The organism is Nocardia yamanashiensis, from assembly GCF_021183565.1.
GTDB classification, from domain to species: Bacteria; Actinomycetota; Actinomycetes; order Mycobacteriales; family Mycobacteriaceae; genus Nocardia; species Nocardia yamanashiensis.
Genome location: NZ_CP089226.1, coordinates 7,770,770 through 7,783,593 on the forward strand (window position 1 = coordinate 7,770,770; position 12,824 = coordinate 7,783,593).

Below are 12,824 nucleotides of genomic sequence, written 5' to 3' on the forward strand. Positions count from 1 at the left end.
CTGCCGCAGAACCGGACGCAAGAATCGAGGAGCACTGACATGACCAAGCGCGTCGTACTCGCCTACTCGGGCGGGTTGGACACCTCCGTAGCCATCAGCTGGATCGCCAAGGAGACCGGCGCTGAGGTCGTGGCCGTCGCTATCGACCTCGGCCAGGGCGGCGAGGACATGAACGATGTGCGCCAGCGCGCCATCGACTGCGGCGCCGTCGAATCCATCGTGGTCGATGCCCGCGACGAGTTCGCCAACGAGTACTGCCTGCCCACCATCCAGGCCAATGCGCTGTACATGGGCCGCTACCCGCTGGTCTCGGCCATCTCCCGGCCGCTGATCGTCAAGCACCTGGTCGAGGCCGCCGAATACCACGGCGCCGACACCGTCTCGCACGGCTGCACCGGCAAGGGCAACGACCAGGTCCGCTTCGAGGTCGGCATCGGCGCCCTCGCACCCGACCTGAAGGTCATCGCGCCGGTCCGCGACTACGCCTGGACCCGTGAGAAGGCCATCGAATTCGCGGGCGAGAACAACCTGCCCATCAACGTCTCCAAGAAGTCGCCGTTCTCCATCGACCAGAACCTGTGGGGCCGCGCCGTCGAGACCGGGTTCCTCGAGGACCTGTGGAACGCGCCGACCAAGGACGTCTACGACTACACCGTCGACCCGACCGTCAACTTCGAAGCGCCCGACGAGCTCATCGTCACCTTCGACAAGGGCATCCCGGTCGCCATCGACGGCCGCCCGGTCACCATGCTCGAGGCCATCACCGAGCTGAACAAGCGGGCCGGCCGCCAGGGCGTCGGCCGCCTCGACATGGTCGAGGACCGCCTCGTCGGCATCAAGTCGCGGGAGATCTACGAGGCGCCGGGCGCCATCGCGCTGATCACCGCGCACCAGGAGATGGAAGCCGTCACCATCGAGCGCGAACTCGGCCGCTACAAGCGGCAGGTCGAGCAGCGCTGGGGCGAGCTGGTGTACGACGGCCTGTGGTACTCCCCGCTCAAGCGCGCCCTCGACGCGTTCGTGGCCGAGACCCAGCAGCACGTCTCCGGTGACGTCCGCATGGTCCTGCACGGCGGCAGCGTCGTCGTCAACGGCCGGCGCTCGGACGAGTCGCTCTACGACTTCAACCTCGCCACCTACGACGAAGGCGACACCTTCGACCAGTCCCTCGCCAAGGGCTTCGTGCAGATCCACGGTCTGTCCTCGAAGGTCGCGGCGCGGCGGGACCTCGGCAAGAAGTAGTAGCCTGCGACCGGGGGACCGGTCCAAGGAGGCGCGCCCATGCGAACCGATGACGACAGTTGGGACATCACGGAGAGCGTGGGCGTGACCGCCATCGGCGTCGCCGCCATGCGGGCCTACGAAACCCGGCGCGGCGACGCGCTTTTCCAGGACCCGTACGCGGCGAAACTGGTCTCCGCGGTCGGATCCGAGCAATGGGATGCGCTGCTGGCGGCGGCGCTCGACGGGCAGCAACCCGACGGCGGTGACTTCCTCACCGGGGTGATGGGGTATTTCCTCGTCGCCCGCACCCTGTACTTCGACGCCTACTTCGATGCCGCCGTGCGTGCCGGCATCCGGCAGTTCGTGATCCTGGCCTCCGGGCTGGACGCGCGCGCCTATCGGCTCGAATGGCCTTACGAGAGCCGCGTTTTCGAAATCGATCTGCCGAAGGTGCTGGCGTTCAAGGCGCGGGCGCTGGCTGACGATCAGCCGGGGACCGATCGCCGGGAAGTGCCGGTGGATCTGCGGCAGGACTGGCCGAAAGCCCTGCTGGACAAGGGCTTCGAACCGGAACTGCCGACCGCGTGGCTGGCCGAAGGGTTGCTGCGCTATCTGCCCGGGCAAGCCCAGACCCAACTGCTCGAACACGTGCACGCGCTCAGCGCCCCGCGCAGCCGGATGGCGCTGAACATCGGCACCGGGCGCAGTGCCCTCTCCCGCGAATCCACCGATAAACGCGCGAAAGCGTTGTCCGAGGCCGGGATTCACGCCGACCTGGAACAGCTCTGGTACCCGTGGGAAGGCCGCACCGATCCGCGCGATTGGTTCGGCATGCACGAATGGCTGGTCCTGGACGGTGACCCGGTGGCCCAGCTCGAAGATCGCGGCCGTAGCGTGCCGGAGGCGGCGCGCACCGATATGGCCGGCCACATCCTGATGACCGCAATCCGACCCGGAGGAGACAGCACACGATGACGCAGCAGAGCGGCGGAACCAATGAAGGTGCGCTCTGGGGCGGGCGCTTCGCGTCCGGACCGGCCGCGGCCATGGCGGCGCTGAGCAAGTCCACCCATTTCGACTGGGTGCTCGCGCCGTACGACATCCGCGCCTCCAAAGCCCATGCGCGCGTGCTGCACAAGGCCGGGCTGCTCACCGAGGGCGAACTGGCCGCCATGCTGGCCGGGCTGGATCAGCTGGCCGCCGACGTGGCCTCGGGCGCGTACGGTCCCGCCGAATCCGACGAGGACGTGCACGGTGCGCTGGAACGCGGGCTGATCGAACGGGTCGGCGCCGAACTCGGCGGCCGCCTGCGTGCGGGGCGCTCCCGCAACGACCAGGTCGCCACCCTGTTCCGCATGTGGCTGCGCGATGCCGCGCGGCGGGTGGCCGCCGGCGTGCTCGATGTGGTCGACGCGCTCGTCGAGCAGGCCGCCGCGCATCCGGACGCGGTCATGCCCGGCAAGACGCACCTGCAGGCCGCACAGCCGGTGCTGCTGGCGCACCATCTGCTGGCGCACGCGCACCCGCTGCTGCGCGATATCGATCGGTTGCGCGATTTCGACAAGCGGGCCGCGGTGTCCCCCTACGGTTCCGGCGCGCTCGCCGGTTCGTCGCTGGGCCTCGATCCGGAAGCCATCGCCGCGGATCTGGAGTTCGACGCCGCTGCCGCCAACTCCATCGACGCCACGTCCTCGCGCGATTTCGCCGCCGAGGCCGCCTTCGTCTTCGCCATGATCGCCGTCGACCTCAGCCGCATGGCCGAAGAGGTGATCATCTGGAGCACACCGGAATTCGGCTACATCACCCTCGCCGACGCCTGGTCCACCGGCTCCTCGATCATGCCGCAGAAGAAGAACCCCGACGTCTCGGAGCTGACCCGCGGCAAGGCGGGTCGCCTGATCGGCAACCTCACCGGGCTGCTCGCGACATTGAAGGCCCAGCCCCTGGCCTACAACCGCGACCTCCAGGAAGACAAAGAGCCGGTCTTCGACTCGGTGGCCCAGCTCGAACTCCTCCTCCCCGCCATCGCCGGCCTGGTCTCCACCCTCACCTTCCACACCGACCGCATGGCCGAACTCGCCCCCGCCGGCTTCACCCTCGCCACCGACATCGCCGAATGGCTTGTCCGCCAAGGCGTCCCGTTCCGCGTCGCCCACGAAGCCGCCGGCGGCTGCGTCCGCGCCGCCGAGGCCCGCGGCGTCGGCCTCGACAAACTCACCGACGCCGAATTCGCCGCCGTCGACCCGGCCCTCACCCCCGCCGTCCGCGAGGTCCTGACCGTTCAGGGCTCCATCGCCTCCCGCAACTCTCGCGGCGGCACCGCCGGCGTCCAGGTGGCCAAGCAACTCGAGGAAGTCCGTTCGGCGGCCACCGAACAGCGCGGCTGGTTGAACTGATGTCGCGACCGGGCCGGTGTCATCCGGCCCGGTACGACCGGTTTCGCAGCTCCGCCGGTAGTCGCGAGCGGTGCCGGACGGCTAGTGGCGGCTGGTCCGGGCGGCCTCGATGCGGGCGGCGAGTTCGACCAGGTCGGCGGCGGGGCCTTCCGGGGGTGTGCGCCGGAGCCAGACGGCGCGGAATTTCCTGGTCAGCACGATCGCATCGGTGAGTTGCACCTCGCACAGTGTGCCCGCGCGCAATTCGTGCGCCACGATCAGCCTGCTCACCACGGCCGGCGCGAGGCCATTGCGCGCGGTGGTGAGAATCGCTGCCGCCGAACCGAGTTCGGCGGCGGGCGGTGCCGGGGTTCCGTGCAGCTCCAGGGTTTCCCACACGGTGTCGCGGGTGCCGGAACCGTGCTCGCGCCACAGCAGCGGGGTGGCGGCGAGTTCCCGCCAGCTCAGCGGACGGCGGCGGGCCGCCCAGGGATGGCCGGGGGAGGCGACCACGACCAGTTCGTCGGTGGCCAGTACCCGGCTGCCCAAACCCGCTGGGGCGTGCGGTCCCTCGACGAATCCGAGATCGGCTTCCCGGTCCCGGATCGCGGCGGTCACCTGTCGCGAGTTCGCCACGTCCAGCACCACCGCCAGCTCCGGGCGCAGCTTGCGCAGGGCGGTCAGCCAGTGCGGAATGCGATGGTCGGCGATGGTCGTGGACGCCACGATCCGCAGGCTCGGGCGGGCGGCGCCGTGCAGCGCGGCGATCCCCTCGTTCACCGCTCGCGCGGCGCCCAGCAGCGGCGCCGCCAGATCCACCACGGCCTGACCCGCGTCGGTGAGCACCGAACCGGTTCGCCCGCGATCGAGCAGACGCAGCCGCACCCGCCGCTCCAGCGCGCTGATCCGCATGCTCGCGGCAGGCTGACTGATACCGTGCCGCCGCGCGGCCGCACCGAGACTGCCCAGCTCCGCCACCGACACGAGCAGATCCAGGACTTCCAGATCGGGCGTTCCCGGCGGCAAAGGCATAAGCACACCTTATGAGGTGATCGACTCCCGCCCGCTACCCGCGGCCCGCGCCGCCCGGCAGCATCATGCATGTCCGCTGCCGGCGGGCTCGAAAACCGAGGAGTTCCAATGACATTCGTGATCGGCGCCGCCTGCGTAGACGTCCTCGACAAAGCCTGCATCGAGGAATGCCCGATAGACTGCATCTTCACCGGCAGCCGCATGGCCTACATCCACCCCGACCTGTGCACCGACTGCGGCGCGTGCGAACCGGCGTGCCCGGTCGAAGCCATCTACTACGAAGACGACATCCCCGCCGACCAACGGCAATTCGTCGACGACAACGCCCGCTTCTTCACCGAAACCCTGCCGGGGCACGACGCGCCGCTCGGAACACCGAGCACCGCAACGGTGCTCGGGGGCGTCGCGGCGGACACCGCCTATGTGACCGGCTTGCCCCGGTAAATCGGGGTTCCGGCCCGGCGCTGGGAACGGGAGACGAGTGCGTCCCGGGCGCATTGCGGTGCGGGTGGTCAGGGTGGGTTCAGGGTTCGGTCAGGGTGGGTCTGCGCCATTTGCGGTAGGGATGATCATCCGACAGTTCGATTCCGGGCGGCGGGCGGGTTTCTAGGCTCGCGGATATGACTGCGTGTGAGGGTGATTCGGGCGGGTCTCGGCGGATGGATCGGCGGCGGTTTCTGATCGGGACCGCGGCGGTGCCGTTGCTGGTGTCGATGGCGGCTTGTTCGGCGGGGGGTGGGGCGAAACGGGCGGGCGGGCCGGATCTTTCGGGGATGGATGCGGGGGTGCGGCCGCAGGATGATCTTTATCGGCATGTCAACGGGGGGTGGTTGCGGGAGTATCGGTTGCCGGCGGACAAGCCTGCTTTCGGGACGTTCGACGAGTTGATCGATCGGACCGAGGATCGGTTGCGGGAGATTCTCGAAGGGTTTTCCGGTGCCGCGGTGGGGACCGATGAGCATCGGCTGCACGCTGTTTATGCGGGATGTCTCGATACGGCTGCGCGGGACCGGGCGGGGATCGCGCCGTTGTCGGATCTACTCGCCGACATCGAGAAGGCTGGCGGCAAGGGCGATCTCGCGAAGGTGATGGGACGGCTGACCGCGCTGGGGGTGCCGGGACTGATCGGTGTGCGGGTGCAGCCCGATCGTAGGGAGCCGGCGCGGCATCGGGTCTATCTGTCGCAGTCGGGGCTCGGGATGCCGGACGGCGCCTACTACCGGGACGGGCAGTATGCGGATCAGCAGGCCGCGTATCGGGTCTACCTCGAACGTATCGGGCGCGCGGCGAATATCGCGGAGGCGGAGGCGGTAGCGGCTCGCGTATACGAGGTGGAGAACCGAATCGCCGGTGGGCACGTGGATCTCGCGCAGCTCATCGAATCGCTGTCGACCTACCACGCCTACCGCTGGGCTGAACTTCGGGATCTGGCACCGGGATTCGATTGGGACGAGTGGCTCGCGGGTGTGACGGGGCGGCCTGGGCGATTCGAGACGGTGGTGGTGGATCAGCCCGGATACCTGCCCGTGGTGGGCCGGGTGTGGGCCGAGACCGACATTGCCGTGTGGCGGGACTACCTGCGGATGAAGGTGCTCTCGCGTTACGCGCCGGCCTTGTCCGCCGCGTTCACCGCAGCTCACTTCGACTGGAACGACCGGACTTTGCAGGGGACCCGGCAGCCGCCGGAGCAGTGGCGCACGGCCGTCCGCACGGTCCGGGAACGGCTCGGGGACGCGCTCGGGCGCGCCTATGCCGCACGTCATTTCCCGGCCGAGTCGAAGCGGTTGGCCGAAGCGCTGGTGGCGGATCTGCTGCGTGCGTACCGGACCGCGCTGGGGGAGGCCGGGTGGATGTCGCAGGCCACCCGGCAGACCGCTGTCGCCAAGGTGGACAAGGTGGTCGCCATGGTCGGTGCGCCGTCGCACGGCCGCGATTACACCGGGCTGGATATCCCGCAGGGCGATTTCGTCACCGCTCTACGCGCCGCCGACGCGTTCGAATTCGCTTGGCAATTGGGCAAATTGGAGCGGCCCGTGGATCGCGGCGAATGGGATTTCATGACGCCCGCCGACGTGAATGCCAGCTACAGCTGGGAACTCAACCACATCTGCCTGCCCGCCGCCATCCTGCAACCGCCGTTCTTCGATCCGGATGCCGACGCGGCCGTCAACTACGGTGGTATGGGCGCTGTCATCGCGCACGAAATGGGTCACGGGTTCGATACGGGCGGCTCCAAATACGATGCGGACGGCGTCCTGCGGGACTGGTGGACACCCGAGGACAAAGCGGCTTTCGAGGGGAAGGCGGGTCTGGTCGTGGAGCAGTACAACCCCCTCGTACCCGAAGGTCTCCGGCCGGAGCAGCATGTCGACGGCTCGCTGACCGTTACCGAGAACCTGGCCGACCTGCGCGGATTGACGACGGCCCTGGCGGCGTTCCGGCTCGCCGAACAGCGCAGGGGAGTGGCGGATCCGGACTTCCGGCCGCTGTTCCAGGCGTACGCGCGGCTGTGGCGGCTGTGCGCGACCCCGGAATACCTGGCCATGATGGTCGGGCTCGACTCGCATTCGCCCGCCGAATTCCGTGTCAACCAGGTGGTGCGCAATATGCCGGAGTTCTATACCGCCTACGGCGTTCAACCCTCCGACCGTATGTTTCTGGAAGCCGGGAAACGAGTCGCCATGTAATTCGCGCGACTGCCCACCGAACCCACTGACGAAGGACTCAGCCATCGACGAACCCGGCGTGCACCTGCGCAAGATCACCGCGGCCACCGTGTACGAAGTCTGCCGGCTCAGCACGACCCTGTCGGCCGAGCAGCGGAACATGGTCGAAGACAACGGCATATCCATCGCCGAAGCCCATTTCTCGGATACCGCCTGGTTCCGCGGTATCTACCACGGCGACGAGCCGATCGGGTTCCTCATGCTCGACCTCGGTATGGAACCCGACCAACCCGGCGTGTACCTCTGGCGTTTCATGATCGCCGGACCCCATCAGGGCAAAGGCTACGGCCGCCGCGCCCTCGAACTCGTCAGCGCCCGCCTCCGCGCCCGTGGCACGCACGCCCTCTACACCAGCTATGTCCGCGGGCCGGGCAGCCCCGAATCCTTCTACCGCGCAATAGGCTTCGAACCCACCGGCCGCCTGCTCGACCACGAAACCGAGGCCGTGCTGCGCTGGTAGCCGGATGGACCGCTCAGGCGGGCAGTACGCCGGTGATGAGCTGGATGTGCGCGGTGGGCGGGGATCCCAGCACTCCGAGGTGCTGGGTGATGACCGAGCGGATGCGGTGGGTGCGTGGTTCGCGGAGCCACAGGCGCGGGCGGTCCCGGGTGTAGGCGACGGCTCCGTCCTGCCACAGGGTGCGGAACTGGTGGTGGCTGCCCATTTCGGTCAGGAATTTGCGGGTGCGGGCCGCGCTCGCGGTACGGGCCAGACGGCCGCGCAGGACGCGGACGGCGATCGCTACCTCGTGTTCCCACTCCGGCAGGATGTGCCGGGCCCGGGCGTCGGTGAGCATCCAGCGCAGGGCGTTGCCGTTCTCCCGCATGCCCGGGAAGGTCGCGGTGTGGAGGTCGTTGCCGGCCAGCAGGTTCCAGTAGTCGTCGTAGTAGCCGACCAGGGTCGCGGGCTGGCTGGCGAGTCCGGCGCCGAGCGCGGGTTCGATGAGTGCGCGCAGTTGCTCGACTCCGGGTGGTTCGGTTTCGCCGTGTCCGGCCAGGGTCAGCAGTTCGCGGCGCTGCCCCGCCGACAGGGCGAGGGCGTGGTCGAGAACGCGCATGACCGCGGCGAGGACGTCGCGGGTCGGGCGGGCGCGGGTGCCCTTTTCGAGCTGGTTGATGTAGCTGGCGCTCACGCCGGCATTGAATGCCAGCCGTTCCCGGGAGAGTTTGCGTTCGTCGCGCATGCGGCGCAGGGCCGCGCCGAGGGTGGGCGGCGCGATCGGGTGAGTGGTGGACATGCAGAGGGCGGACATGCGCCTTCACCTCCTGGAGGTCCCGCACGCGCCGGCATCGACGCGTGCGAGGCCGCTCATCCCCGACCGAGCAGTTCGTTTGTTTCTATCCGATCTGCCCGATCCGCGGAGGACATGCCACTCGGAAGTGATCCGGTTGTGATTCGAGCGCTCAATCAGCCGCGGTTTCGTGGACACTGCGCCAGCGCAGGCCATTGCGGGCCGCGGGGTCGGGCAGCAGGACCGCGGTGGTGAGTCGGGACGCCGGGCCGTCGGGGCCGTGGTGGATCTCGCGGAACCGCGCCACCGCGCAATCGGTGGAGCTGTGCAGGACCGCGATATCGGCGATGTCGATGGTGAGGCCGGGCGCCGCATGGCCGGCCCCTCGCAGACCGCTGAGCAATTGCTCCCGCCCGATCACCGCGCCCTCCAGCGACACCATGGAGAATTCCCGGTGGACTTGCGCTTCGAACCGTTCTCGGGCATCGGTGGCGTCGGCGGTGCCGAGCCACCGGGCCAGATCATCGTGCAGGGTTCTGATTTCGCCGACGAGGGCTTCGTGATCGATTGTCACAGAAGTCATCCTATGTGTCGGGCGCGCCGGGGTCTTGTACAAAATGGCCCGGTAGATTCGGCTGATGCGGGTCGATGAGGATGGCGGCGGGAGTTCGTGGCGTGGTGTGCCCGCTGAGCAGCTGCGGGATCGGGTGGCGCGGGCGTTGGACGGGTTCTCGCGGCGGGGGATCGAGCTCGACGGGCGTAAGGCCGCCGCGGTGCTGATAGCCATCGCCGAGGGCGATGGGGGACCGGGGATCTGGCTGACCGAGCGATCGGCGGGGCTGCGGGCGCATGCGGGGCAGTTGGCGCTGCCGGGCGGAAAGCTGGATCCGGGGGAGGACGCGGAGGCCGCCGGGCTACGGGAATTGGCGGAGGAGCTGGGCATTGTCGTTTCGCGGTCGGCGGTGCTGGGATTGCTCGACGACTACCCGACGCGGTCCGGGTATGTGATCACGCCGGTGGTGGCTTGGCTCGGGCGATCGCGGGCCCCGGTGCCGAACCCCGCCGAAGTGGCTGTGGTGCATTGGATTCCGCTCGCGGAGCTGGACGTCGAGCCGCGTTTCGCCCCGGTTCCCGGGTCCGACCGGCTCGCCGTCCAGCTGCCGCTGCTGGGCGGGCACCTGCATGCTCCGACCGCCGCGATCCTGCACCAATTCCGTGAAGTCGCGCTCCATCACCGCGCGACGCGCGTCGACCACATGGACCAGCCGCGCTTCGCGTGGGAATGAACCGGCTCATCGACCCGCGGTGGCCACCGGTCGCGGTTGCTCGACTTCGCCTACGCCGAGCGCACCGGCTCGCTGCGGTAGCGGGAGGGTGCGCCGTCGATATTCAGGACCTGCCATAGCCGGCGGGTCAGCGGGTTCATCAGGCCGAGATCGGTTGCCAGGCGGCGCATGTCGCCGAAATAGCCGGAGAGGATGCGGCGGGAGTTCGGGGAGCGCCAGTAGGCGTCGGCGAAAACCTCGTCGGGGATGCCGAATTCACGGGCGAAGGACTTCGGTGGGACGGTGATCTCGCCGGCCAGCCAGCGCATGGCGATGGGGAAGGCCAGGCCGCAGATGTGCCGGAAGATCGGGTTGGTCTGGGCCAGGTGGGATTTCAGGAATTCACCGGCGAAGGAGATGTGGCGGGCTTCCTCGGCGATGTGGATCTGCATGCAGCGCAGTACCGCCGGCGGAATGTTCGCGCCGTTGCGGATGATCTCCTTCTGCAGGTGATCGATGGGTTCCTCGCCGCCGAGAATGCCGATGAACAGGATGAGGTGGGCATAGCCGCCGGCCACGCCGATCAGGGGGGACAGCGCCCGGAAATGCCGTCTACCTGCCGGGACGTCCTCGCCGATGCGGTTCACCAGCTCCTGGAACATCTGGATGTGATTGCATTCCTCGGTCATCTCGTGCATGCAGTACCGGAATTCGGGTGACCCGTTCGGCAGCTTCATGACGTACTGCATCATGCCGCGAATCAGGATGCTCTCGAACATGAGCCCGACCTTGACGGCGTAGGCCATGCGCCAGCGCCCGATGTCGATCTGCCGTTGCAGCGGCAGCTCCTGATACCAGCGGGTGCCGCCGAGCGGGTCGTAGTCCGGCAGCACCCAGCGCGGATCATCGCGATCGATGGCGAATTCCGGTGAATCCCAATCGATGTCGAGATACGGATCGAAATTGACGTCGACCGAACCCTGGGACAGGGTGGCCAGGATTTCGTCGTAGGAGTTGCCTCGCGGCGCCGCCAACGTCATTGTTGCCTCCTGGGATACTCCGGAAAGCCCGCGCTCAGAGCGAGCGGGCGATGATTTCCTTCATGATTTCGTTGGTGCCCGCGTAGATCTTCTGGACGCGGGCGTCGGTCCACATGCGCGAGATCGGGTATTCGGTCATGTAGCCGTAGCCGCCGAACAATTGCAGGCATTCGTCGGCCACCGACATGGCGCGGTCGGACACCCACCACTTCGCCATGGCCACGGTCGGAATATCCAACTCGCCCACCAGGTGCCGCGAGACGCAGTCGTCCACGAACACCCGCGCGACCCGGGTCTCGGTGGCGACCTCGGCGAGCGTGAACTTGGTGTTCTGGAACGCGAAGATCGGCTTGCCGAACGCCTGCCGGTCCTTGGTGTACGCGATGGTCTGCGCCAGTGCCGATTCCATGCCCGCCACCCCGCCGACCGCGATGATCAGGCGCTCCTGCGGCAGCTGCTGCATGAGCTGGACGAAGCCCAGCCCCTCCTGCTCGCCGAGCAGATTGGCGACCGGCACCCGGACGTCGTCGAAGAACAGTTCCGAAGTGTCCTGGCCCTTTTGGCCGATCTTGTCCAGCACCCGCCCGCGCCGGAAACCGGGCCGGTCGCCCTCGATGAGGATGAGCGAGATGCCCGCCGCCCGGTCCTCCGGATTCGTCTTGGCCACCACGATGATCAGATCGGCCTGCTGGCCATTGGTGATGAAGGTCTTCGCGCCGTTGACCACGTACTCGTCGCCCTCGCGAATCGCCTTGGTCTTGACGTTCTGCAGATCCGATCCGGTCCCCGGTTCGGTCATGGCGATGGCGCCGACCACCTCGCCGCTGGCCATCTTCGGCAGCCATTGCCGCTTCTGCTCCTCGGTGCCGTAGGCGAGCAGGTAGTGCGCGACGATGCCGCTGTGCAGGCTGGCGCCCCAGGCCGTATCCCCGCACCGCGCCTGTTCCTCGATGAGCACCGCTTCGTGCGCGAAGGTGCCGCCGCCACCGCCGTAGGTCTCCGGAATCGACATGCACAGCAGGCCGAGTTCGCCCGCCCGGTTCCACAGCTCCCGGTCGACCTGGTGCTGGGCGGCGAAGCGTTCCGCGTTCGGCTGCAGTTCCTTCTCACAGAAGGTGCGGGCGAGCTCGCGCAGCGCGTCGAGTTCGTCGGTGTGCCAGCTGGAGCGGTGAGCGGACATGGTTCTCCTCGGCGCAGGCTTGGGTACACCATGTACCCGGCGTCTGGGTACATGGTGTACCCGCAAGGCTGTCCGGCGCAAGACCCCGGGACCGATACGCTGGGCCGGTGGTGCACAGTCAGGGCAAGGTGGACAGCTTGCACGCCCGCCGGGCGGCCAGTCGCGGTGATCGGGGCGAGGAACGCCGTCGGGAGATCGTCACCGCGGCGATCGCGGCCATCGAGGAACGCGGTCCGAGCGCCAGCACCGGTGATTTCGCTACCCGCGCCGGCCTGAACCGCGCCCACATCTACCGGCATTTCGCCAGCAAGGAAGAACTCGACCGCGAGATCACCCTGCGGCTGTACCGGGAGCACAAGGAGCGCATCCGCGACGGCATCCGCACCCACGAGACGCCGATGGACGCCATCCGCGGGCCCATCACCCGGCATGTGACCTGGGCGCACGAGCACCCGAACCTGTTCCGCTTCCTGGTCAGCCGCCGCTACGCCCGCACCGACGACGAACGCCCCGGCAGCGAGAGCGCCTTCGCCTTCGAAATCGCCTCCGCCGGAAAGCGATACATCCCGGGCTTCACCGAACACCGCGATATGGCCGACGGCTTCATCGTCGCGGTGCACGGCCTGATCGACGCCTCGATCCAGTGGTGACTCGACCATCCCGACGAGACTCGCGAACGTTTGATCGAGCGCCTCGCCACGCAATCGTGGCTACTGCTGCGGCAGCGCCTCGACGAGATCGGCGCCGAGA

The 12,824-nt window shown here is 68.2% G+C and carries 13 protein-coding genes; 8 read left to right on the plus strand and 5 right to left on the minus strand.

Features of this window, described 5'->3' with window-relative positions; genetic code table 11:
* Positions 1–39 precede the first annotated feature (39 nt).
* From LTV02_RS35780 to argH, 3 genes are read left to right on the plus strand one after another with little or no spacing between them, the layout of a single operon-like run.
* A complete protein-coding gene (locus LTV02_RS35780; protein WP_233035959.1) occupies positions 40–1,242 on the plus strand; it encodes an argininosuccinate synthase in 1,203 nt (400 codons plus the stop codon).
* 39 nt (positions 1,243–1,281) lie between these two features.
* On the plus strand, positions 1,282–2,199 hold the full coding sequence (locus LTV02_RS35785) for an SAM-dependent methyltransferase (protein ID WP_233035960.1): 918 nt from the start codon (positions 1,282–1,284) through the stop codon (positions 2,197–2,199).
* Positions 2,196–3,620 carry an argininosuccinate lyase gene (gene argH / locus LTV02_RS35790; protein ID WP_233035961.1) on the plus strand — a complete coding sequence of 475 codons (1,425 nt, stop codon included), beginning with the start codon at positions 2,196–2,198 and terminating at the stop codon, positions 3,618–3,620. Before LTV02_RS35785 ends, argH begins: the two co-directional genes overlap by 4 nt.
* A gap of 81 nt (positions 3,621–3,701) precedes the next feature.
* Here the strand turns inward: argH and LTV02_RS35795 are convergent, their stop codons facing one another.
* On the minus strand, positions 3,702–4,631 hold the full coding sequence (locus LTV02_RS35795; RefSeq protein ID WP_233035962.1) for a LysR family transcriptional regulator: 930 nt from the start codon (positions 4,629–4,631) through the stop codon (positions 3,702–3,704).
* Between the two features lie 108 nt (positions 4,632–4,739).
* Between LTV02_RS35795 and fdxA the strand changes: the two genes are divergently transcribed.
* The 3 genes from fdxA (at position 4,740) to LTV02_RS35810 (ending at position 7,817) form a co-directional block, all read left to right on the plus strand.
* Positions 4,740–5,075 carry a ferredoxin gene (gene fdxA / locus LTV02_RS35800; RefSeq protein WP_233035963.1) on the plus strand — a complete coding sequence of 112 codons (336 nt, stop codon included), beginning with the start codon at positions 4,740–4,742 and terminating at the stop codon, positions 5,073–5,075.
* Positions 5,076–5,251: 176 nt separating this feature from the next.
* Complete coding sequence (locus LTV02_RS35805) at positions 5,252–7,318, plus strand: M13 family metallopeptidase (protein WP_269821587.1); 2,067 nt, start codon at positions 5,252–5,254, stop codon at positions 7,316–7,318.
* 58 nt (positions 7,319–7,376) lie between these two features.
* On the plus strand, positions 7,377–7,817 hold the full coding sequence (locus LTV02_RS35810; protein ID WP_233035964.1) for a GNAT family N-acetyltransferase: 441 nt from the start codon (positions 7,377–7,379) through the stop codon (positions 7,815–7,817).
* A 13-nt stretch (positions 7,818–7,830) separates the two neighbouring features.
* Here the strand turns inward: LTV02_RS35810 and LTV02_RS35815 are convergent, their stop codons facing one another.
* Together LTV02_RS35815 and LTV02_RS35820 are read right to left on the minus strand one after the other, a co-directional pair.
* Positions 7,831–8,610: a helix-turn-helix domain-containing protein gene (locus LTV02_RS35815; RefSeq protein WP_233035965.1), complete on the minus strand. Its 780-nt coding sequence runs from the start codon at positions 8,608–8,610 to the stop codon at positions 7,831–7,833.
* A gap of 151 nt (positions 8,611–8,761) precedes the next feature.
* Positions 8,762–9,163, minus strand: coding sequence for a DUF4440 domain-containing protein (locus tag LTV02_RS35820; RefSeq protein ID WP_233035966.1), 402 nt, complete (start codon positions 9,161–9,163; stop codon positions 8,762–8,764).
* Between the two features lie 64 nt (positions 9,164–9,227).
* On the opposite strand from LTV02_RS35820, the gene LTV02_RS35825 reads away from it, so the two are divergent.
* Entirely contained in the window at positions 9,228–9,875 is a 648-nt protein-coding gene (locus LTV02_RS35825) for an NUDIX hydrolase (RefSeq protein WP_233035967.1), read from the plus strand.
* Positions 9,876–9,925: 50 nt separating this feature from the next.
* Here the strand turns inward: LTV02_RS35825 and LTV02_RS35830 are convergent, their stop codons facing one another.
* Positions 9,926–10,894: an AurF N-oxygenase family protein gene (locus tag LTV02_RS35830; protein WP_233035968.1), complete on the minus strand. Its 969-nt coding sequence runs from the start codon at positions 10,892–10,894 to the stop codon at positions 9,926–9,928.
* Between the two features lie 34 nt (positions 10,895–10,928).
* Positions 10,929–12,074 carry an acyl-CoA dehydrogenase family protein gene (locus tag LTV02_RS35835; RefSeq protein WP_233035969.1) on the minus strand — a complete coding sequence of 382 codons (1,146 nt, stop codon included), beginning with the start codon at positions 12,072–12,074 and terminating at the stop codon, positions 10,929–10,931.
* 107 nt (positions 12,075–12,181) lie between these two features.
* Here LTV02_RS35835 and LTV02_RS35840 point away from each other — a divergent pair, with 107 nt between their 5' ends.
* A complete protein-coding gene (locus tag LTV02_RS35840) occupies positions 12,182–12,724 on the plus strand; it encodes a TetR/AcrR family transcriptional regulator (protein ID WP_233035970.1) in 543 nt (180 codons plus the stop codon).
* Positions 12,725–12,824: the final 100 nt, after the last annotated feature.